Genomic DNA, 22,755 nt, shown 5'->3' with positions numbered 1-22,755 from the left:
CTCACCTCACCTCGCTGTTGAGTTCGCTCACCGCGCGCACCCACTCGGCGTCGCCCAGCTGGGGCAGCGCGGCCACCGCCGAGGCCCGCCGCTCCATCTGGTCGAGGGAGCCGGCGTTCGCTCTGACGTACTGGGCCAGTTGGGCGATGGTCCGGGACTTGAACATGGTGCGCAGGGGCACGTCGGTGTGGAGCGCCACCGCGATCCTGGCCCGGACGCGCAGGGTGTTGAGCGAGTGCGCCCCCGAGGTGAACAGGTCCTGGTCCCGGTCGAGCGCCGGCAGGGCGAGCACCATGGACCAGATGCGGTTCAGTACGTGCTCGACCGGCTCGGACTCCCGCGGATCCCCGGGCCCGGACAGGGCCGTGCCTGACGGCAGCGGGTCCCCGGCGTCCCCGGCCCGCAGGGCGGACCGGTCCACTTTGCCGTTGCCGGTGAGCGGGACTTCGGACAGCCGGCGGAAGTGCGTCGGAACCATGTGGTCCGGCAGCACCGATGTGGCCCGTTCCCGCAGTTCCGCTCCATCGACCTCGCATCCGGCCGCCGGCACCACGTACGCCTGCAGCCGGTGGTCCTGGCCGTCGGGCACGAGGACGGTCACCGCCGCGGCCACCGCCGGGTGGCCCTCCAGCACGGTCTCGATCTCACCGGGCTCGACGCGCTGGCCGCGGATCTTGATCTGGTCGTCCAGCCGGCCCACATACTCCAGCTCCCCGTCCTCGCGCCACAGTGCGGCGTCGCCGGTGCGGTAGAGCCGGCTTCCGTCGTCGCTGAACGGGTCGGGCACGAACCGGTCCGCGGTGAGCCGTGGCTGGTTGAGGTAGCCGATCGCCACGGCGACGCCGCCGATGTGCAGTTCTCCCCGGGTGCCGGCCGGCACCGGTGCGCCGGCGGGGTCGAGCACGTACAGCCGTACGCCGCTGATCGGGCGGCCGATCGGAGTGGTCAGGGCCGTCGGCGGCAGTGTCCTGCACTGCCAGGAACTGACGTCGACAGCGGCCTCGGTGGGACCGTAGAGGTTGTGCAGCTCCCCGGGCATCCGGCTGAGGAAGTCGTTGACCAGACGCGGGGGCAGTTCCTCCCCACTGCAGATGGTCCGGCGCAGCGAGAGGCACTTCTCGACGCCTTCCTGAGCGAGGAACACGCGGAGCATCGAGGGCACGAAGTGCACGGTCGTCACTCGCTCGGCGACGATCAACTCCCGTAGGTGGCCGGGGTCCCTGTGGCCACCGGGTCGCACGAGGACCAGTCGCGCACCGGTCATCAGCGGCCAGAAAAACTCCCACACCGACACGTCGAAGCCGACGGGCGTCTTCTGCAGCACCACGTCGTCCCCGCCGAGGGGGTACTGCCGCTGCATCCAGGTCAGCCGGTTGTGAATGGCACGGTGGGAGGTGGAGACGGCTTTGGGACGCCCGGTGGAGCCGGAGGTGAAGATCACGTACGCGGGATCCTCAGGTCCGGCGAGCGGCGTCGGCGGCCGGTCTGACTCCTCGGCCCAGTGACCGGGGTCGTCGAGGTCCAGCACGGTGGCCTTCCCCGCGGACAGCAGGGGGACGAATCGGCGCTGGGCGAGGACCACCGGGGCGGCCGTGTCAGCGACCATGTGTTCCAGCCGCTCGCCCGGGTGGTCCGGGTCGAGCGGGAGGTAGGCCCCGCCCGACGCGACCACCGCGAGCAGCGCCACGACCAGGTTGAGGCCGCGCTCCCCCAGGACGCCCACCACGACCCCCGGCCCGACTCCGAGCGCGCGCAGCCGGTGGGCGAGGCGGTTGGCCGACGCGGCCAGCTCGGCGTGGCCCAGGTGGGCCGCGTCGATGCTCACGGCGGGCCGCTCCGGGTCACCGTCGGGGCGGGAACGGATCAGGTCGTACAGGGTCTCTTCGGTGCCCGGCGGCGCGTCGCCTGTGTGGCGGGCGACGGTTTCCCGCGCGCCCCCGTCGGTGAGGGCAGGGGCGTTCGATCCGTGCTCGGGCGATGAGGCATCCACGGCCGTTCCCTTCGGTACCGTCTCGGACGGGGTGCGCGCTGTCCCCGGTCGATAGGTGCAAGTCACGCTGTCCGGTTCGTTCACCGCGTCGCACAGCAGGGCCTTCCATCCCTCGACCAATTCCCGCACGGTCTCCTCGTCGAAGAGTCCGGCGTTGTACTCGACCACCCCGTGGAGGTGCTGCCCGTCGTCGGTGACCTGCCAGCCGATGTCGAACTTCGCGGTCCCTGTGGGGAGCAGCGCACGCCGGGCGGTGAGCGGTCCGGCCCGCCATCCGTCACCGGTGTGCCGGTGCATCTCGAAGGCGGCCTGGACCAGAGGGGCGTACGAGGTCGGGCGCTGGCCCAGTACCCGGTCCACCACGGCCTCGAACGGCACGTCCTGGTGACCGAAGTCGGCCAGCACGGCGGTGCGGACCCTGCGCAGCAGCTCCCGGAAGGTGGGCTCACCGGAGAGGTCGACGCGCAGGGGGATGAGGTTGACGAAGTTCCCGATCAGCCCGTCGAACTCGGGCCTGCTGCGGCCGGACACCGGCGTTCCGAGCACCATGTCCTCCTGGCCGCTGTACCTCAGCAGTGTGGCCGCGCAGGAAGTGAGCAGCACGAGGAAGGGGGTGGCGTTCTCCTGCCGGGCCAGGGCGCGGACCCGGGAACCGACAGTCGCCGGCAGCGAGAACCCGACGGTGGCGCCGTCGTAGGCGGGCTGCTCCGGGCGGGGGCGGTCGGTGGGCAGACGGAGCAGGGCCGGTGCGCCGGCCAGCCGGCGGGCCCAGTGGTCGAGTCCGGCGCGGTGGATCGCGCCGACTGCCCTTCGTGCCTGCCAGGCGACGAAGTCGTCGTACGTGGCGGTCAGCGGCGTCAGCGCGGGATCTCGCCGTTCCAGGGCCGCGCTGTACGCCTCGGTGAGTTCGCGTTCGAAGACCGCGAGGGAGAGCTCGTCCCAGACCAGGTGGTGGAAGACCACGAGCAGTACGGCCCGTTCCTCGCCGGTCCGTACCAGTACCGCTCGCAGCAACGGGCCGTGCTCCAGGTCGAACGGTGCTCGGACGGTGGCGTGCAAGCAGGCACGGACGGCTTCGTCCTGGTCGGCCGGGGTATCCCGGGAGCCGGTCCCGGCAGGTGCGGGGATCGCGGCCGCGGACGGTTCCACGATGCGCAGGTCGGGTACGAGGTCCGGGCGTATCACGCGCTGTGGCCGGCCGAGGTTCTCGACGAAGACGGAGCGCAGTACGTCGTGTCTGCTCACGACGGTGCGCAGGGCTCCTTCGAGAGCGGCATGGTCGACCGGGCCACTGAGCCGGAACTCCCAGGGCACGTGATACGTGGCGGTGCCGGGCGCCCAGCGCTCCAGGAACCACAACGATCGTTGGCCGGCCGAGAGGCCGTCGACCACCGGCTCGGTGGAGGCGGTGTGGTGAACACCGTCGTGGCCCGGCCGCGGCGGCTCCGCACCGGGCTCCGCCGCGGCCTCAGCCGCGATGTCGTCAAGGACGGCCGCCAGTTCGGCCAGGGTGCCGGCCGAGAAGACCGCCTGGGCGGACAGGCCGGGACCGTACACCGTGAGGAGTTCGGCGGCCAGTTGCAGGGCGGCCAGCGAGTCGCCCCCCAGGGCGAAGAAGTTGTCATCCTTGCCGACCCGCGTTACATCCAGCATCCTGCACCAGATCCCGGCCAGGGACGTCTCCGTGGCGGACAGTTCCCCGGCGGGCGGCTCGCCCTCTGATGTGGCCCCGGCGGCGCTGTCCGGGTCGGATCCCCCGGGCTCGGGCAGGGCGGCCCGGTCCAGCTTGCCTTCGGCGGTGAGCGGCAGGGCGGGCAGCAGCACGACGGTGGGCACCATGTGCGGCGGGAGCGAGTGGCTCGCGTGGGCCACCAGTTCGGCGGCGGCGACGTCCGGGGCCACGGTGTAGGCGACCAGGGAGATCTGGCCACGGGACGTGGGCCGTCCCAGTACGGCGCAGTGGCGGACCCCGGGGTGGCGCTCCATGACCAGGCGCACTTCCGCCGGCTCCACCCGGAACCCTCTGATCTTGACCTGGTCGTCGGCGCGGCCGACGAATACGAGGTTTCCGTCCCCGGCCTCCCGCACCAGGTCGCCGGTGCGGTACATCAGGGCGCCCGGGGAGTCCGCGTACGGATCGGGCACGAAGCGCTCTGCGGTTGTCACCGGGCGGGCCAGGTAGCCCTGGGCCACGGGGGCACCGCCGATGTACAGCTCGCCGACGCATCCGCCGGGAACCGGATCCAACCGCTCGTCCAGCACGTGCAGTCGGCGTTCACCGCAGGCGGTTCCCAGGGGGACCTCCTCGTGCTTCGTCATTCCGGGCGGGATCCGGAACAGGGTCGAGGTGATGACGGTCTCGGTGGGGCCATAGGCGTTGAGCAACGGCACCTCGGGCAGGACGTGCTGCCAGTGGGCCACGGCGGCGGCGGACATGCGCTCGCTGCCCGAGATCATCAGTCTCAGTCCCCGACAGGCCGCGATCTGGCGGTCGCTCATCGACAGGGCGAACGCGTTCCAGTAGCCGCCCGGCAGGTTGGCGACCGTCACCGCGTGGCGCTCGACGAGTTCGGCCAACTCACCGAAGGACAGCAGACCGGGCCCGCGCGCCACCACCGTGGCGCCGATTGACAACGCTGTCAGAGCCTGTTCGAGCGCGACGTCCACGTGGGGGGCGGCGAACCACAGGACTCGGTCGTCCGGCTCCATCTCCAGTCGCTCGGCCATGTCGTCCAGATGGGCGGCCAGGGCCGCGCGAGAGACGCACACGCCCTTGGGTCGCCCGGTGGTACCCGAGGTGTACAGCACATACGCGGTGTTGGCGTCGGTGAGAGTGGCACCGGCCGTCGGCGGGTCGGCGCGGCCCTCCAGAACGGGTTCGGCGTCCGGGCGGGGACCGTCGCGCAGTTCCACCCGGGCACCGCTGTCCGTCAGCACCTCCCGGCGCCGGCCGGCCGGTGCCGTCGTGTCCAGTGGCAGGTAGACGCCGCCCACGCTCAGGACGGCGAGCAGGGCCACCAGGGTGTCGGCGCGTGTGGTCAGGGAGACGGCGACGACGGTCTCCGGGCCGACACCTCGCGCCAGCAGGCGTTCCGCCAGGCGGGCACGGCGGGCTTCGAGTTCGGCGTAGGTGACCGGGGAGCGTCCGTCGCACCGTAAGGCCACCGCTCGGGGCGGCCACGCGGTGAGGGAAATGGTTAACGGTGCGGACATCTCGAATTATCCCTACCGATCCGGGGAGAGGGGCACGTCCGTTACCCCTCTCGCAGCCGTATGCACACAACGACCACGGGACAGGGCATGCGCTGTTCAACTCGGAAAGGTGTGATCAGGGTGAGGTGCGAATTCGTGGCGTGATGGCGACGGGGGGTCAGTGGGCCCGGCGGGACGGAGCCTCCGCAGTTCTGGCGAACCGCCCTTGTTGTGGGGTGAGCACCTCGGGCGCCATCCCCTTCATGGACTATGCCGGCTCATCGACACAGCAGTAACTTTCGTCACTTTGGCTTGCTCGAATCACTCTGATCACTCTGCACGGGCTGGTGGTCATATGCAATAGGCCCATTTTTCGGGTGGCTGGATACAGGTTGTTTGCCCGGCACTCAAAGGTCCGGCCTGCGACGCAGCGATGATGGACCCGAGCACCTCCGCCCGGTGATGTCTCAATGACAGTGCGCGTTTGCGTGGTGCCGTGGCCGCTTCCCTCCCCGCTGGACTATGAGTCCTGCAACCGTGTTTGGTGCGACGGTGTGTCGTAGCGGTCGTCGTTCCTGTGGTGGGGGGATCTCGAAGTCAGCGACGTGTGGCGATGGGCGGCGGGGCTGGAGGAGGGCACGAGCGGTTCGTGCACCGGTTTCAGCGCTCGGAGCCCCGGGAGTCCGCGTTGGCCCATATGCGTGGACTGGTGTCGTCGCTGGAGCGGAAGAGCGCGTGGACGGTCGTTCCCGGCGCCCGCGAAGCCCGACGTGGAGGGGAACCCCGACAGCCACGGTGGCGTCGTCCTGATCTTGTTGTTGGGCGTGCCGGTTTGGGCATGAACCCGAGCCTGGAGGGACGAGAGGGCGAGGGGCGGGGCCGTCGCGGTGGGATGACGATGTCGTGTGCCTTGAGCCGTCGCCTGTTTTCGAGGAGGGTGCGATACATCGCGGTGCGGCTGCCGGCGAACAGTACGGCGAGGGGTTCCGCGGCCAGGGCGACCCGCGGCTGGAGCACGGGCCAGCCGCTCGCCACTTCCCCGCCCGGAGTGACGGGGAAGGCGATGGCCTGCCGGGCGCCGGTCCGCGGGGTGGCGACCAGCAGGCCGCGGCTGGTCCCGATGGCCATCGGAGACCGGGACACGCGCGGGTCGAACAAATGGCTGAGTACATTCATCTGCGCTTAATGGAACACACCTTGCTCGAATAAATATTTTCATATGTTTATCTGCATTTGGTGAAACGTGAGATCCGCTCTCACCCGGGGACGACACCCCCTTACCCCGGACAGCAACCGTGCCACTGATTAACCCGCCAGAACTGACCACCCGTCACGAATTTCTTCCGTCATTATGTACTCAATAACCCCACCCGTCACGGAATTTCATTGAGTACTCGACACCAGTCTGCCGGTATGGGATCGTGGCACGAGGTGCTTCTTATTGAACAGAAGCAGGCATTGTCGCGGGATTATTGTCGCGGGGTTGTGGATTTACAAACCTGTACATCCAGGAACCGAAAACACATCCCCTGGCATTAAGGAGCACGCGTTGCTCAGTTTCAGACGCTTAATCTCGCCCGAGGGACACGTCTGGGAGACAGACGAAATCGTGGCCCGCATATGCGGTGCCACCGAACGTCTTGCGCACCGCAGAATCGAACCCGGTTCACGGGTGATGATGAGCGGAGCCAATTCTCCGGAATGGGTCGTCGACTTACTCGCGCTCATTCACCTCGACGCTTCGGTGGTGCTGGCCGATCATCGCGCCACCCCGTCACAGCGATCGCAGATCCGCGCTCAGGCACGCGTGGTGCTCGAAATCAGCGACGGTACGAGCGACACCGCGGCGTCACGGCCCGCATCGGACACGGCGGCCGTGCCCGATGTCGCGGCCTGGGCCCGGCGCCGGGACGCCGCGATCTCGTGGTCCTCGGGTACAACAGGCAGCCCCAAGGGCATTGTTCGCTCCGGCCGCTCGATTCTGGACAACCTGACGCTCAGCGCGGAACGCATGGGATACCGGCCTGACGACGTCTTCCTGCCCGTCCTGCCGTACTCCCACCAATATGGCCTGTCGCTGGTCCTCTGCTGGTGGCTGGGCGGAGGCACGCTCGTGGTCTACGGGCCGGCCACGCGCCTGGACCGTGCGCTTGAGGTCGGCGCGGAGCACGGCCTCTCCATCGTCGACGGGGCCCCGTCGACCTACAGCAGCCTGCTCAACCTGTTCGACCGCCGTCCCGCTCTCGCGAACACGCTGGAGATGGTACGAGCCTGGTGCGTGGGCGGCGCGCCCCTGGGGCGCCACCTGGCGGCACGGTTCCACGCCCGCACGGGCCGGCACCTGCTCGACGGCTACGGAGCGACCGAAGTGGGAAACATCGCGCTGGCGGCCCCTGCCGATCCGGTCGGGTGCAGCACTCCGCTGCCCGGCGTGACCGTCGAAGTCCACGACGACCACGGCAGGCCGCTTCCCCACGGCCGGCTCGGCGAACTCGTCGTACGCAGTGCCGGTCTGATGACCGGCCACCTGGGTGATGACGGTGAGATTGTTCCGGTTACGGGCCCCGTTCACCGGACCGGAGACATCGGCCGCCTCGATGACGCCGGCCGTGTCTTCCCGGTCGGGCGCAAACACGCCGTGCACCGTGACGGCCACACGCTCTATCCCGACCACCTTGCCGAGCGGGCCGAGTCGGTCGGTGCGCAGACGGAGGTCGTCGCCGTCCCCGATGAGCGTCTGGGCTGTCGTCTGGTGTTCGTGATCACGGACCCGGACGATCACGAGCCTGCGCACTGGAAACGGCTGCTGCGCTCTGTGCTCGCCCGCTACGAGCAGCCCGACCACATCATCGTGCTGCCCGCGTTGCCTCTCACGAACACGGGAAAGCCCAACCTGGCCGTTCTGGAGAAGATCGCCATGACCTCGCTGCCCGCGCCGCATCACAAGACCACCGGCGTATCCGCGTCCGAGTCAACCGTCGGTGCGACCGACTACCGCATTCCCTTCTCCGACCGTGTCGATGCGCTGCGTGAAGTGCGCCGGTACGTGGGCGACAACGAAGACTCGGTGATGAGGATTCTCACCGAAATCTCGCCCCACCACACCGCCAGCGCGGAGATCCGTTCGTTCCTCGCCACGCTCGATGGAGCGGAGGAGGAGATCCGTCGTGTCCGGCCCGGCTGCGTACCTCTGGCCGCGGTCTTCATGCCCTCCAACATCCCGCTCTATTCCTACGCGCTCTACGTGCTCGTGGCGTCTCTTTACAGCGACAGAGTCACCTTTCGGCCGTCCTCCGAGACCAAAAGTCTGATGCAGCGCTTGCACGACCTGCTGGCGCCTGTGCACGGCCTGCCCATCACGCTTTCCGAACTCAGCCAGCGCAAGTTCCTGACGGGACCGGTACGCGAGGCGGACCTCATTGTCTTCACCGGAAATTACTCCAATGCCGAGACTGTCCGCGAAGGGCTGACGGAGGACCAGCTCTTCCTCTTCTTCGGTAACGGCATCAACCCCTTCGTGATCGCACCCGACGCCGATCTCACACGCGCCGTGCATGACGTCACCACCATGCGGCTCTACAACTCGGGACAGGACTGTTTCGGTCCCGACGTCGTGTTCGCTCCCAAAGGCCGCACTGAAGAATTCGTCGGCCTGTTGTCCGCCGAACTGGCTTCACTGCGGTTCGGGCAGAACAGCGACGCCGGAGTCGACTACGGTCCGATCTCCTACGACTCGGCGCTGGTGAATTGCTCGGACTACCTGGTGCGTCATGCGCGTCGAATCCGGCACGGCGGGCGCATCGATCTGCCGTCCCGCAGGATCGAACCGACCGTACTGCTGTGGGGATTCGACGACAAGATTCCCCTGGAAGAGATGTTCGCCCCGGTGTTCAACGTCGTGGCCTACCCCACTGCGAGGCTGTTGCGTGAACGGCTGTCCAGCCCCTACTTCAGCGAACGAGCGCTGGGCGCAATGGTCTACGGGAACGATCCGGAGACGGTGAAAGTTCTGGCCAAGCGGCACCAGACCTGTGTCAACCACACGCTGCTCGACGCCGAGGACGGCAACCGCCCGTTCGGCGGACTCGGGATGCGGGCGAATTACATCTCCTACGGCGGCGAGCGGCACGCCGAACCACTACTCATGTCGCAGGCCGCGGCGCGGAATCTCCCGACGGCCCCCTCAGCCACGGAGGTTGGGAAGTGACCCGGGTGAGCAAACGATATTCCGACGCGTGGTCCGCGATCGTCGACTTGCTGGTGGCGAACAAGGTGGACACCTGCTTCGGGCTACCCGGCGACGATCTGGAGTTGCTTCGTGCCCTCGACTCCGCCGGCCTGGATCTCGTACCGTGCCGTGACCAGCGCAACGCGATGTACATGGCGACCGGCTACGCGCTGCAGTCCGGCAGGCTCGCCGTATGCGCACTGGGCAAAGGCCCGGCTGTCACGCACGCGGCCACGGGTCTGCTGGAGGCGCGGGAGTCCGGCGCACCGGTCCTCGTGCTCGCCGCCGGCGTGCCCGAACGGCGCCGGGGCAGCGGCGGATTCCAGGAACTCGACCAGGTCTCCGTGACAGCGCCCCTCGTGCGGTGGGCGCACCGGGTGGGGCATCCGGACCGGGTCATCCCCGCGACGGTCACAGCGCTGACCCGGGCCGTGGGGCCGCCGTCCGGGCCCGTGTACCTGGAGGTACCCGATGACGTGCGCACGGCGGAGATCCTCGTCACCGGACCGGTGCCGACGCTGCCCGAACCACTGGTCCTTGAATCCGTTCCCGTGACGCCTGGACCGGCACTGGCGGCCCTCCGCGCGAGTCGGCGTCCGGTGGTGCTGGTGGGCGGCGGAATGCGGCACCGCAACGACGACGGTGTGGTCGAACGCTTCGCCGAACGCCTCGGCGCGGCGCTCTTCACCACCGCGTCCGGCCGCGGTGCCGTCGACGAACGCCACCCGCTGTTCTGCGGCGTGGCAGGCCTCTACGCCGCGGCCCCCTTCCGTGAGCTGTGGTCATCCTGTGACCTGGTGGTGTCGCTCGCCGGGCGGCTTGAGGAGACAGTCACCGAAGGCGGAACGCCGTGGCCCCCGGTCGCGGTGGTGCAGGTCAACGTCGATCCGGGCGGGCTGTCGGCCGAGTTCGCGGGCCCGCGTGTGCTCGGAGACGCCCGGCACGCCGTGCTCGGCTGGTCGCGGGCGCTGGATGAGGACGGCGAGGGTGGGCACGCAGACGCGACAGAGGAGTGGCCGGAGAGGATCGCCGTCGCCCGTCAGGCCGTGGCGCTCGAAGTGGAAGCGGAATTGGTCCGCGCGGCGACGCTGCCGGGGATCCGCATCGCCGAGCTGCTCGCCGCGCTCGACGCCACCGCCGGCGAGCCCCGCGTACTGGTCCAGGAGAACGGGCTGCAGGACATGTGGTCCTACGGCTTCCCCTTCCGCGTCGGTGGCGGGTCCATCGTGCCGTCGGAGCAAACCCCCTTGGGCTTCGGAGCGGCAGCGGCCATCGGGGTCAAGCGGGCCGCCCCGGACCATGAAGTCACCGCGTTCATCGGGGACGGAGCGTTCCTCGCGGCCCGCGCGGACATCGCCGTCACCGCTCCGGCCCACGGCGGCGTTCTCTACGTCGTGCTGTGCAACGGCGGGTACGGCTGGCTGGACGCCCAACGTGCCCGCCTGGGCCTCGACAAGGAACGCTACGCCTTCGTCCGCCCAGGCACACCGCCTCCCGCTGTGGACGGGCCGGACATCCACTGTCGAGTGCTGCGCGACAAGACCACGCTGACCAAGGAGATTCTGGCCGCGCGACGGTTCTGCGCACAGGGAGGCACAGCCGCGCTCATGGTGCCGGTCGCCCCCGACGACATCCTCCCGGCCATCCGCGACGCAGAGGTGACTCCCCAGTGACAGACGCGACAGAGCGGGATGACGGCGGGCACAGCCGGGCCCGACGCCGGGTGATGGTCACCGGGTACGGGGCAGTGACGCCGCTGGGCCACAGTGCCGACGAGACATGGACGGCGATGCTGGCCGGGCGCAGTGGCATCGACACCGTGCACACGATCGACGTGACCGGTCTCGGAGTCCGGATCGGCGGCCAGGTCCGCGGATTCGTACCCGGCCGCTACATGCCGCCGAAGGTCAGCCGTCGCGCCGACCCCTACGCGCAGTACGCCCTCGCGGCGGCGCTGGAGGCTTGCGAGCACGCCGGACTCGTCGTGGACGACCGCCTGGCGCCGCGGGTCGCCGTGATCATCGGCAGTGGCTACGGTCCGGTCGGTTCGATCTACCGCGCCGCGAACACGCTGCGCGACAAGGGGCCGCGGGCCATCAGCCCCTTCACCCAGGTCACCACCGCCATGGACAGCGCAGCCGGCGAGATCAGCATGCGGCTCGGCACGCAGGGGCCCAGCCGTGCCCAGAGCACGGCGTGCGCCAGCGGCGCCGACGCGGTGGGCGCGGGAATGCGCATGATCAGCCATGGGGAGGCCGACATCGTCCTCGCGGGCGGTGCCGACGCCTGCGTCACCACCGTCGATCTCGCGGGCAGCGGCAACGCCCGCGCGCTGTCCCGACGCAACGACGAACCGACCGCGGCGTGCCGGCCGTTCGATACCCGTCGCGACGGGTTCGTGATGAGTGAAGGAGCCGCCGTGGTGGTGTTGGAGGCCGCCGAGGTGGCCGTCCGTCGAGGGGCGGCGGCCCTGGCCGAACTCACGGGGTACGGAGCGAGTTCCGACGCTCATCACTGGACCGCCCCGCATCCGGAGGGACGGGGCGCGTGCCTTGCCGTCGAGGCGGCGCTGCGCGACGCGGGGATAACGGGGGCAGACATCGACTACGTCAACGCGCACGGCACCGGGACGCTGCTGAACGACGCCACCGAGACAGCAGTCCTGCGCAAGGTGCTGGGTGATCGTGTCACCCGGATCCCGGTCAGCTCCACCAAGTCGATGACCGGGCACATGATCGGTGCTGCCGGAGTGGTCGAGCTCGTGGCGTCGATCCAGGCCCTCCGCACGGGTGATGTCCCGCCGACGATCAACTGCGACGAGCCGATCGACCCGGACATCAACTTCGTGCCGCACCGGACGCAACACCACGAGCATCTGCGGACCGCTCTCAGCAACTCGTTCGGCTTCGGCGGCCACAATGCCGCTCTCGTGGTCCGAGCGGTATGAGGTCCCGGCCGTGAACCACCTCCCGGAACCGCCCCCGAGCCCCACCACCGTCACCCGCAGCGGGCCGCTCACCTGGGTCCAGCAGTGGCACTGGTTCGAACGCACCATTCCCTCATCGCGGCGGGTGAACCCGACGCCGCTCGCCGACCACTGCCACGTCCCGCCCCCGGCGACAGTCGCCGATGTCCTCATGGCGCTCGCGTCCCTCACCGCCCGCCACGAGGCGCTGCGCACCACTGTCGACCCGCTCCGCCCGGTACAGCACGTCCACCGCGCGGACTGGGCCCCACTGCCGGTCGACCACGTCGATGTCACCTCCGCCGACGCCGACACCGTGGAGGCTGCCACAGCGGCGCTGGCCGCCTGTCCGATCGATCCCTCGCGGAATCCGCCCTGGCTCGCCAGGGTGCTGCTGGAGGGGGGAAAGCCGTGTGCGGTCCTGATTTCCGCCCACCACCTTGTGATGGACGGGTGGGGGCTGGCGGTACTGATCAACCAGCTGCACGATCAACTGCGCGGCAAGGACGTACCGGCGGAGGCATCCGTGGTGCACCCGCTCGACATGGTCGCCGACCAGCCCACGGAACGCGCCCGCGCGGCGGAGCGGGAATGGCTCACGCGTCTCGCGAGTAACCCGACCGGCGTGCTGGCCCCGTTCGGCGGGACCGGGGGCGGCGAGGGGCGCCACCGCCTTCAGCACCGCTCGGTGGCCGCGTACGACGACATCGACCGCGTCGCCCGGCGCCATCAGGTCAGCCCGGAGGTCGTGGTGCTCGCGGTGCTGGCCCACGACGTCGCCACCCGCACCGGCGAACACCGGTTCCTCGCGTCGGTGGTGGTCTCCAACCGGGCCCGGGCCGCGCTGCGGAGCAGCCTCGGTGTGCGGGCCCTGACGGTTCCGGTACAGATCGATCTCCGCCCGGGTGCGGCGTTCGGCGAGGTGGCCGCCTCGGTCGCCGCGGCCTCCGCCGCGGCCTACCGGCACGGTCAGTACCGCCCGGCGGAGCTGGTCGCCGCCCAGGCCCGCATGGACCGTCGCCGCGGTGTCGTTCCCGTACACACCATCGAGTACAACTGCTACTCGTGGCCACGCGACTATCTGGTTCCCGCGCAGAACACTCCGCCGGACGGCTCCGCCACCTGGATCAGCAGCGCGCCCGACGAGCCCTGCGACACGCTCTACGTCGACCTCAGCCGCGACGCAGGGGTCGTCACCCTCGATGTCACCGTCGGAGATCACCTGCTCGACGCCGAGCAGGCCGTGGCGCTGCCCGTCCGTTTGTTCGCTCTCCTGCGCGCGCTGGCCGACGGTGCCGAGTGCCCCGTTCCGGCACGTCCGCTCGCCCCGGCCGCCTCCGGATGGTGGCGAGCCCCGCAGGGATGGGTGTGCCTGGCCGCGGTGGAGGACGTGTTGCGCGGCCATCCCGGAGTGCTCCACGTGACGGTGGCGCCCAGCGGGAACGCCGCGGAGGAGGGCCACGAACCGCACCTCGTCGCGCGCGCTCGCGTCGCCCCTGAGGTCGCCCCCGACGACTTGCACCGCCACGTCCTGGACCATCTCGGCGAAGTGCCCGGTGTCCTGGCCCCGGGCCGTTACGTCCTGACCCCGGCCGACCCCGAATCCGGCCGTCTCACCGGCCGGCCCTGCACCGCCACCGGCTCGACGGGAACCCCGCGGGTCCCGTCGCGCCCGCCCGTGACGAGCGCCGAACGGGCTCTGGCCGCCGCCGTGGCAGCCGCCGGACCCGGCGGTGTGCAGGCCGGCCCCTTCGGCGGGCCTGCCGTGGACATGAACCGTTGCCTCGCCGACCACGGAGTCACCCTGGTCGCCGTCCCTCGTCTACTCGCGTTGCTTCACCGGTTCGGTTTCACCGGGATCGCGTCGGACGAGCTGGCCGGAACAGCCTCGCTCGGTCACCTTGCCGCAGCCCTGGAGCCTTTGACGGCCCGAGCCCATCGTGGAGGAGAAACCTCATCATGACCGCGTCCCCCGCTCCCGCACCGTCCGTGGACCGCCTGGCCCCATGGGCCTTCGCCGCTTTCGTCGATGCGAACACGCACGACACGGCATACCGACCGCCGGTGGTGGACGGTCCCGTCGGGCCGACCATCGTCCGCAACGGCCGCGAGCTGGTGAACTTCGCCAGCATCAGCTTCCTCGATCTGGAGCGTCACATCCCGGTACGACGTCATTTCGCAGAGGGGGCGCTCGCTCACGGCTTGAGCACCAGCGGATCCAGGATGACCCAGGGGATTTGCCGCCCGCACCAGGTGCTGGAGGAGACGATCGCCCGCCACACCGGCAAGGAGCGGGCCATCAGCTTCGCCACGGGGCTGCTGGCCAACATCGGGTTCGTTCACGCCATGAGCAGTTCCGCCCGCTTCGACGCCGGGATCGAGGTGCGTAATCACGACACCGTCTTCGTCGTCGACCGTGATGTCCACTGGAGTATCTGGAAGGGCCTGGAGGGACTTGGCTACGGCCGCAAGGTCCACTCGTTCCGGCACAACGACGTCACCGACCTGGCACGCGTCCTGGACCGGGTCCGGGCCCGCAAGACCGTGGTGATCGCCGAGAGCATCTATTCGGCCGACGGCACCATGGGGCCGATCGTGGAGATTCTCGATGAGTGCGACCGTCACGGCGCCGTGAGCATGATCGACGATGCGAACGGCTTCATGGTCTACGGGCCCGAGAACCGTCCGTACGCCCGGGAGGCGGCTGCGATCCGGGAGCGGGCCGACTTCGTCATGGTGTCGCTGTCGAAAGCCATCGGTCTGGAAGGCGGCGCGCTCGCCGGGCCGGCGGCGGCCATCGACGCCTTCGAACTGCTCTCCGGCACCTCGATGTTCACGGCCGCCATCCAGCCGCCCACCGCTTACGCCGCCGAGCGCACGATAGACGCCCTCGCCGCCGATCCGGGGATCGTCGACGACTACTTGGCGCATGCCGCCCGCTTTCGCCGGCAGATGCACGAGGCCGACACCCCGACGACGCCGACCGAGTCGTACATGCTCTCGGTGCCGATCGGGAACGACGCTGCCGCCCTGCAGATGCGGGAATGGTTCGTCGAGGACGGCTACCTCGTACCCGTCTTCTCCTACCCGGCCGTCTCACGTCATCAGGCGCTACTGCGCTTGTTCCCGCACGCGGGCCACACCGAGGAGCAGATGGACGGCTTCCTGCGCACCCTCCTCGCCTACCGACGGCGCCTCGGGCTCTGACGCCCCACCGAGGTTCGCCGCACCGACCGATGACCGACGGGCGTAACCGACCGGGCCGGCCCGCTGACCACGTCAGGGACACGCGCGGAACACGCGCGGTGGCCGACCCACGCCGACCCATCCCCAAGAAGGAGGAACCCCTGGTGAACAGCACCGACATTCTCAACGCCATTGCCAAGATCGTCGAAGAGGTCGTCGGCGTCGACTCCGCGATGGTGACCACCGAGAAGTCATTCGTCGACGATCTGGACGTCGACTCCCTGGCGATGGTGGAGATGAACATGGCGATCGAGGACCGGTTCGAGCTGAAGATCCCCGACGACCGGGTCGCGGAGTTGAGGACCGTCGGCGACATGGTGAGCTACATCGGCAACTACCGGTGACTGCCGCCGGGTGGCCCAGCCGTGACACCGTTCGGCTCGTTACGGTCGTCGTCGGCTGGTCACCTGTCCTGGCCGTCCGCGCAGCACGATGCGCGCGGCGCGTCAGTGATCAACGAGGACTCAGCCAGTCACAGGGCCGTTCCCCCGCACTGCGCGTACGGCCGCCGGGAGGGTCGGCCGCCGGGCCGCGGCTGCGCGTACCGACGTCGCCGGGCCCGAGGACTGCCGCGCGGAGCCATCGCGGCTCCTGATCACTGCTGGTTCTCTCCTGCGCCCTGCTCGTGTGAGAGGGCAGCGCAGCCGCCCTCTCACAGAGGGGAAGAACCTGGTCTTAGCTCTGGTTGTCGGCCTTCGCCATCGCGTCACGCAGACTCTTGGGACGCATGTCCGTCCACACCTCCGCGATGTACTCCATGCACTCGGCCTTGGAGCCGGACTTCCCCGCCTTGTTCCACCCCGCGGGGAGCTCCCGCTCCGCCGGCCACAGGCTGTACTGCTCCTCGTGGTTCGAGACCACCTCGTACGTGCGGCCGTCGTCCTCTTCGTTCCAGCTCACGCCAGACTCCTTTCAACCAATCAGCAGCTTGGAACCGGTGAACGACCACGACGAGAGCCGGTCACTCCTCGCGGCCACCGCAGGTCGTACGCGGTATCCGCGGCGGGTCATTCTCAAACCGGCACCCGCCATGGCCACCACTGCGAAGTCCCTTCCTCTCGACCGGACTTCGTCGCAAAGTGTGTATCGCCGGGCTGCGCTCTCGTCGACGTGTTCCTCGACTGCGCGCAGCGGGCCTGCTCGCGCAGCAGCGGCGACCCCGGCAGCAGCCCGGTTGCAGCAGCCAGGACCGCGTAGCCGTCTCGGACGCAGGGGGCTGTCTTCTGCGTATGAGGCCGACCCTGCTACCTGTGCAGCGCCGTGCGCCGTCCGGGTCGTGCGAATGCTGCGTGCCTTCGGAGTCACCATGCAGCACCGGGGAGCGCGAGCAGCACCGAGACCGCTGCCTGGTCTCGTACTGACCGACAGTGACGGGTTCGCCGTTCATGATCTTGGGCTGGATGTCATCGAGCACGTTGAGGGGGCGACCAGCTGGAGTTCTTTCCTGCTTCAGGTGGTGTGGACCGACCTGGACCAACTCGCAGTCGATGCGGCGGTGAATGTGGCCTGCTGGTGCGAGAGCGACCACGCCATCCATGACGTCGACGCCCTGAGGATCGTGGTCGGCGACAACTGAGTGCTCACAGCCGTCGGTGATCTGGGCGTCAGAGTGTGCCTGTTGCTGAGGATGGGGCGGCTAGCGGGATGCGCAAGCCCGCCTTGGCCGCCGCCGCCAACTCCACAGCCGCACTCGCGGCCTCCCCCTCCGCAGCCGTGCCGGTCTGGGCCGCCGCCTGGTGCTGGATCTCCGCGATGGACCTCGTCCGTGATCTCCACGATTCGGTCGGGCTTTTCCTGCTGACGCCGGCGCCCCGCCTGCTGGCGGTCCGAGGCGAGCACACTGACACCCGCCTCGATGGACGTCCTCGGTGTACGGATGCCCGGCAACGCAGTCGGCTGCTTTCACCTCATCGGCTTGGGTCTGGGCCAGAGGAGAGAATTACCCGAGCGTATTGAAGCGTTCCCGCGCAGTTCAGGGCTGGCGCTCGCTGGGGCGGGACGAGTTTTTGCTGTGTACGGGCCGTGACACGGAGTGAGAAACCGGGGTCCCAGGGCCGGTGATCTGTGAGCCCGGGCATAGGGGCCACGTCACACAGGACGACACCTAGTAGGTCCGCGGCAGGGTTTGCCCCTTCCCTGCGGGCCCCACCCTACACCTGTCCGATTTGTAACTAAATATCGTCGTAGATCACATAATTGCCATCGCCCCCGACCCTCTCGCAAGGTGATTGACGTACCGGGGAGCCGAGCGCCGGACCGGGCAGAACACACCGCCCGCCATCCAGACACCGGCCCCACGACACGCACCACGGCCCCAGCGCCCCACCCGTGTCGCCGACCCCCCAGTCGGCCTCCCCACGACGTCCCCCACTGGAGAGGTACCCCCATGACTGCCACCACCCGCCGCACCCTCAGCCCCCGCAAGACCTCCGTGGCCGGCATCGCCGCCGCCGGCGCCGCCGCCTGCGCCCTGTCCCTGGCCCCGCACCCCGCCCACGCCGCCGAGCCCACCGCCACACCCGTCTCCGCCGCCGCCGTCACCACCGCCCAGATCACCCAGCAGGCCCACCACGCCGAAAAGGCCGCCCACGCCAAGGCCACCAAGGCGAAGAAGGCCGGCCTGCACACCACCGCGACGAAGACCAAGAAGGCCACACACGCCGACCCCGTCGCCGCGATCGTCAAGAGCCCCAAGTACAGCAACAACCTCGACGGCTGGATCAAGGAATCGCTGGCCATCATGAAGGCCAAGCACATCCCCGGCAGCTACGACGGCCTGCACCGCAACATCATGCGCGAATCCAGCGGCAACCCCCACGCCCAGAACAACTGGGACGTCAACGCCCAGAACGGCATCCCCTCCAAGGGACTCCTCCAGGTCATCCAGCCCACCTTCGACACCTACCACGTCAAGGGCACCAAGAACAGCCTCACCGACCCCGTCGCCAACATCGTCGCCGCAGCCAACTACGCCGCCGACAAATACGGCTCGATGGACAACGTCAACTCCGCCTACTGACCAGACAGGCTGGACAAACCCCCACGACCACCTGAGTCCGTGGGACGGCTGACTCCTCCAGGAGCGGCAGGACTCAGGTCCTGGCGGGGGCCGGAACAGGTTCACGGGTGAACCTGTCCCAGCCCCCGCCCTTTCCCATCCCAGCCCCCACGCCCGCGGGACCCAAAGCCCGCACGTCGTCCCCAGGCTTTCGTTCAGGACTCCGCCGTACTTCGCCGTTGAGGCAGTCCCGTTCCTCGCCGCAACGCAGCGCGGGCAGGCTTCTCCTGAATCACCGGCGCCCTGCTGGCTCGTGACCGACTCGTGCGACGGCTTTCCGCTTCGGCCACGACGCGCGCTTGGCCGGCGCCGGTGCCCGGTACACCTGGTCGGTGCCCATGGAGTTGAAGGCACCTGTGATGTCACAGGGCGCGGATCATGCACAGGCGCGGCCATCGATCGAGGCCGTCAGCCGCTTCCCGCGCGCGGATCTCCCTGAGGCGCGGGCCGGCCCTTCTCCCGTCAAGGGGCTGGAAGCCGCAGCGTGCGTAATACGGCGCGTTCCACGGAACGTCAGCGAAAGTGGTGAGCGTCAGGGCGGGGACTCCGTCAGCCGCCGCCCGATCCGCCAGATGGTCCAGCAGTGAGCGTCCGATGCCACAGCGTGCGCTGTCCGGGTGCACCGAGACCTGCTCGATGTGGAAGTTGCCGTCGACGCGGTCGGCGATGAGGTACGCCACCGGGACGTTCGCCTCGCCGACCGCGACCCAGGCCAGACCGGCCCGCTGGTAGCGGGCCAGTTCTTCCAGGGGCAGCGGTTCGTCATCGGCGATCTCCGGCATACCGATGCCGCGGAAGCACCGCCCTGCGGCCCTTTCGATGTCCTGGAGGACCGGAAGGTCGTCGGCCTGGGCTCTTCGGATGGTCATGGACCTTATTTTCCCTGTCAGCTTCTGTCAGCTTGTCCCTGTCAGCCTGCTCCTGTCAGCAGCGCCCTGGGAATGCGCTCGTACGACCGCACGGTTCGCCCTGCGTGCCTGTCGTGCCTCCCATAGACTGCTGAATCATGCCGGAAATCCGCCATGAGCCCATCGCGCCGACCCGGACCCAGAGACTGGCGACCGGGGCGGAAGTCGACGCGCACCGGCACGACGACCATCAGATCGTCTACGCGGGCCGGGGCGTGCTCAGTGTCACGGCCAGCGCCGGGACCTGGGTCGCGCCCGCCACCCGTGCCATCTGGATTCCCGCCGGAACGGTCCACGCCCATCAGGCCCACGGGGACCTGGAGATGCACCTGGTCGGCCTGCCGACCGGGGACGATCCGATCGGGCTCGACGAGCCGACCGTGCTCGCCGTCGGGCCCCTCCTGCGCGAGCTCATCCTCGCCTACACCGACACTCCCCTCGACGGCAGTCCTCAGCGAGCCCGGCTGCGCGCCGTGCTGCTGGATCAGCTACGTGTGTCGCCCCATCAGCCGCTTCATCTGCCGACACCCACATCCCCTCAACTCAAGGATCTGTGCGACCTGTTGAAGGCCGACCCCGGCGACAACCGCACGCTCACCCAGCTCGGTCAGCACATCGGCGCCAGCAACCGCACACTGTCCCGGCTGTTCCGCACCGACCTCAACATGACTTTCCCCCAGTGGCGCACCCAACTGCGCCTCCACCACGCCCTGGTGCTCCTCGCCAACAACACCCCGGTCACCACAACGGCCCACCAGTGCGGTTGGTCGTCGGCCAGTGCGTTCATCGATGTCTTCCACCGGACCTTCGGGCACACTCCCGGAGCACACCACGGCCCGGTCCACCAGAAGCATCCCCACCCGCCGGCCGTGCAGGACGCCGATCAGCCCCTCACGCAAAACCCCGGCTGACCTCCGAGACGACGCGCACCACCCGGTCGACGTCGGCCTCGGTCGTACTCCAATTGCTCAGTGCGGCGCGCAGCACCGGCTGCCCGAAAAGCACCGTGGGGGTAACGAACGTCTCCCCCGTCTCGGCAATGGCCCGGGCAAGGGCCTGGACGCGCTCGGGTGTGGGCCGGTGAGCGAGTGTGAAGCAGACGACGTTCAGCCGGGTCGGCGCGGCCAACCGCAGTTCAGCGGCGGAGCCGAGACCGGCGGCCAGCCGGCCGGCGAGAGCGGTGCACCGTTCGACGATCTCACGGTAGCCGTCGCGGCCGTAGGCGGTGAGGGTGAACCAGGCTGCCACGGCGCGCAGTCGGCGGGAGTTCTCGGGCGCCAGGTGCAGGAAGTCCGGCTCGCCGGCGGGCGCGCTCAGATAGGAGGCGGTGTTCTGATGGACCCGGACCTGAAGCTCGCGGTGCCGGGTGAAGGCGAGCGCCGCGTCGTAGGGCACGTTGAGCCACTTGTGCAGGTCGAGGCAGACCGAGTCGGCCGCGTCCAGATGTCTCACCAGGTCCGCGTGGCGCGGTGAGAGGGCCGCGAAGCCGCCGAATGCGGCGTCGACGTGCAGCCAGAAGTCGTAGCGCTGCCTGAGCGCGGCGATGGCTCCGAGGTCGTCGAAGTCGACGGTGTTCACCGTTCCGGCGTTCGCCACGACGACCGACGGACGGCCTGCCCGCGCCCGGAGCTCCTCCTCCAGGCGGCGGGGATCGACCGCCTCCCGGCCGCCGGGAAGCAACGGCACGGGCACCAGCGCCGAACGGCCCAGGCCGAGGACGGACAGCGCCTTGGCGATACTGGAGTGCGGCGCCCCGGACAGGACCGGCAGTGGGCCGAGAGCGCCGACCCCGTCCCGCGAGACACGGACGCCGAGCCGTTCACCCGCCCACTCCCGGGCCGTTGCCAGACCCACCGTGTTGGAGGCCGTGGCACCGGTGACGAACACCCCGTCGTGGGCCTCGCCGATCCCGAACAACTCACGCAGCCAGTCAATGGTTTCCCGTTCCAGGGCCGTGGCCGACGAGTCGCCTCCGGTCATGGCGTTCTGGTCGTACGTACCGGTGAGCCAGTCCCCCACCAGGGCCGCCGGAGTGGTCCCGCCGGTGACGAAGCCGAGGTAGCGCGGCCCCGCGCTGCCGGAGAAGCCCGGAGCCCACCGCTCGGCGAACCTGGCCAGCGCCGCTTCTGCACCCACGCCTTCCCGGGGCAGTGGGTCCGCCGTGGGCGCCTGCCCCGTCCACGCGACCGGGCGGGCAGGGAGGCTGCCCAGCTCACGGACGGCGAACGCGGCGCTGTCCGTCAGCAGTTGGGGAAGACGGGAGAGGTCGGAGGCGAGTCGGGGATACATGCCCGCAGCCTAGAACCAACCCCGTCGGCAGCACACCGCCGCAGGCGCCGTCAGCCGTAGACCCGGCGGCCCAGCCACTGGCCGCCGTCGATCACCATGGTCGTGCCGGTGATGTAGCGCGAGCGCTCCTCCATCAGGAACAGGGCGGCCTCGGCGACCTCCTCCGGTGTGGTGAAGCGCCCGGCGGGGACACTGTCCAGCACCCGTTCCCGGGCCTGCGGTGTGGACCACAGTGCGGCGCCCGCGCCCTCGGTCTCGGTCGGGCCGGGAGCGATGCAGTTGACCCGCACGCCGCGCGCGCCCCACTCGGCCGCGAGAGTGCGGGTCATGGCAAGCACTCCGCCCTTGGCCGCCGCGCTGTGGACGGTGCCGGGGTGGCCGTGCCAGGCGTAACTGGCGATCACATTGACGACGGCACCGTCCCCGGCGCCGAGCATGTGCCGCGCGGCGGCCCGGGTGGCGAAGAACGTGCCGTTGAGGACGATGTCGACCACGGCGCGCCAGCCGTTCGGGGACAGGTCCTCGGCGGGGACGACGAAGTTCCCTGCGGCGTTGTTGACCAGCGCGTCCAGCCGCCCGTGGCGGGCGGCGACCGCGTCGATCGCGGCCGTCAGCGCGTCGGCGTCGCGGACATCGACCGAGGCGGTCTCCACCGTGCCGCCCGACTCCCCCGCGAGGCGCGCGGTCTCCTCCAGCGCCTCGGGGCGCCGGCCGAGGACCGCGACCGTTCCGCCTGCCGCGGCATAGCGCAGGGCGATGGCACGGCCGATTCCGGAACCGCCACCGGTGACGACGGCCACCCGGCCGGTGAGTTCAGCGGGGGAGTTCTTCGTGGAGGGGGTGTTCTCGGGGGAAGTGCTCACGGGGCAGTACTCCTTG

Annotated in this window: 14 protein-coding genes and 1 pseudogene; 9 read left to right on the top strand and 6 right to left on the bottom strand. The window is 69.5% G+C overall.

All coding sequences use genetic code 11. The features are described 5' to 3' along the window. Nucleotide 1: 1 nt before the first annotated feature. On the bottom strand, nucleotides 2-5,203 hold the full coding sequence (locus OG285_RS35450) for an amino acid adenylation domain-containing protein (protein WP_371793388.1): 5,202 nt from the start codon (nucleotides 5,201-5,203) through the stop codon (nucleotides 2-4). A 778-nt stretch (nucleotides 5,204-5,981) separates the two neighbouring features. Next, nucleotides 5,982-6,235 (bottom strand): annotated as a pseudogene (locus OG285_RS35445) (ISAzo13 family transposase); the annotation flags it as partial. A gap of 496 nt (nucleotides 6,236-6,731) precedes the next feature. Here OG285_RS35445 and OG285_RS35440 point away from each other — a divergent pair. The 6 genes from OG285_RS35440 to OG285_RS35415 all read left to right on the top strand — a co-directional run bounded on the left by OG285_RS35440 (nucleotide 6,732) and on the right by OG285_RS35415 (nucleotide 15,965). Beyond that, nucleotides 6,732-9,389 carry an aldehyde dehydrogenase family protein gene (locus tag OG285_RS35440; RefSeq protein WP_356835778.1) on the top strand — a complete coding sequence of 886 codons (2,658 nt, stop codon included), beginning with the start codon at nucleotides 6,732-6,734 and terminating at the stop codon, nucleotides 9,387-9,389. Nucleotides 9,390-9,394: 5 nt separating this feature from the next. Then, a complete protein-coding gene (locus OG285_RS35435; protein ID WP_371793387.1) occupies nucleotides 9,395-11,083 on the top strand; it encodes a thiamine pyrophosphate-binding protein in 1,689 nt (562 codons plus the stop codon). After that, complete coding sequence (gene fabF, locus OG285_RS35430) at nucleotides 11,080-12,357, top strand: beta-ketoacyl-ACP synthase II (protein ID WP_371793386.1); 1,278 nt, start codon at nucleotides 11,080-11,082, stop codon at nucleotides 12,355-12,357. Before OG285_RS35435 ends, fabF begins: the two co-directional genes overlap by 4 nt. 10 nt (nucleotides 12,358-12,367) lie before the next feature. Continuing rightward, nucleotides 12,368-14,338 (top strand): condensation domain-containing protein, encoded by a 1,971-nt coding sequence (locus OG285_RS35425; protein WP_371793385.1) that lies wholly within the window; start codon nucleotides 12,368-12,370, stop codon nucleotides 14,336-14,338. Continuing rightward, nucleotides 14,335-15,582, top strand: a complete 1,248-nt coding sequence (locus OG285_RS35420; RefSeq protein ID WP_356835786.1) for an aminotransferase class I/II-fold pyridoxal phosphate-dependent enzyme — start codon at nucleotides 14,335-14,337, stop codon at nucleotides 15,580-15,582. Before OG285_RS35425 ends, OG285_RS35420 begins: the two co-directional genes overlap by 4 nt. A 143-nt stretch (nucleotides 15,583-15,725) precedes the next feature. Continuing rightward, a complete protein-coding gene (locus OG285_RS35415; RefSeq protein ID WP_371793384.1) occupies nucleotides 15,726-15,965 on the top strand; it encodes an acyl carrier protein in 240 nt (79 codons plus the stop codon). A gap of 331 nt (nucleotides 15,966-16,296) precedes the next feature. Here the strand turns inward: OG285_RS35415 and OG285_RS35410 are convergent, their stop codons facing one another. Continuing rightward, nucleotides 16,297-16,521 carry an MbtH family protein gene (locus tag OG285_RS35410; protein ID WP_356835788.1) on the bottom strand — a complete coding sequence of 75 codons (225 nt, stop codon included), beginning with the start codon at nucleotides 16,519-16,521 and terminating at the stop codon, nucleotides 16,297-16,299. Nucleotides 16,522-16,927: 406 nt separating this feature from the next. Between OG285_RS35410 and OG285_RS35405 the strand changes: the two genes are divergently transcribed. After that, the gene (locus tag OG285_RS35405; protein WP_371793383.1) at nucleotides 16,928-17,197 is read left to right on the top strand and encodes a hypothetical protein; all 270 of its coding nucleotides are present in this window, start codon (nucleotides 16,928-16,930) and stop codon (nucleotides 17,195-17,197) included. Nucleotides 17,198-18,007: 810 nt separating this feature from the next. Next, nucleotides 18,008-18,640, top strand: coding sequence for a transglycosylase SLT domain-containing protein (locus tag OG285_RS35400; RefSeq protein WP_371793382.1), 633 nt, complete (start codon nucleotides 18,008-18,010; stop codon nucleotides 18,638-18,640). Between the two features lie 401 nt (nucleotides 18,641-19,041). On the opposite strand, the gene OG285_RS35395 is transcribed toward OG285_RS35400, so the two are convergent. Continuing rightward, nucleotides 19,042-19,548, bottom strand: coding sequence for a GNAT family N-acetyltransferase (locus OG285_RS35395; RefSeq protein WP_371793381.1), 507 nt, complete (start codon nucleotides 19,546-19,548; stop codon nucleotides 19,042-19,044). A gap of 137 nt (nucleotides 19,549-19,685) precedes the next feature. On the opposite strand from OG285_RS35395, the gene OG285_RS35390 reads away from it, so the two are divergent. Continuing rightward, complete coding sequence (locus OG285_RS35390) at nucleotides 19,686-20,498, top strand: helix-turn-helix transcriptional regulator (protein WP_356834624.1); 813 nt, start codon at nucleotides 19,686-19,688, stop codon at nucleotides 20,496-20,498. Here OG285_RS35390 and OG285_RS35385 read toward each other — a convergent pair. Both OG285_RS35385 and OG285_RS35380 read right to left on the bottom strand, forming a co-directional pair. After that, on the bottom strand, nucleotides 20,479-21,876 hold the full coding sequence (locus OG285_RS35385) for an aspartate aminotransferase family protein (protein WP_371793380.1): 1,398 nt from the start codon (nucleotides 21,874-21,876) through the stop codon (nucleotides 20,479-20,481). The two genes, OG285_RS35390 and OG285_RS35385, sit on opposite strands and share 20 nt — an antisense overlap. 50 nt (nucleotides 21,877-21,926) lie before the next feature. After that, the gene (locus OG285_RS35380; protein WP_371793379.1) at nucleotides 21,927-22,739 is read right to left on the bottom strand and encodes an SDR family oxidoreductase; all 813 of its coding nucleotides are present in this window, start codon (nucleotides 22,737-22,739) and stop codon (nucleotides 21,927-21,929) included. Between the last annotated feature and the right edge of the window lie 16 nt (nucleotides 22,740-22,755).

The organism is Streptomyces sp. NBC_01471 (assembly GCF_041438865.1).
Lineage (GTDB): Bacteria > Actinomycetota > Actinomycetes > Streptomycetales > Streptomycetaceae > Streptomyces.
The sequence above is the reverse complement of the archived record's forward strand: the minus strand, read 5'-3'. Positions and strand labels throughout refer to the sequence as shown.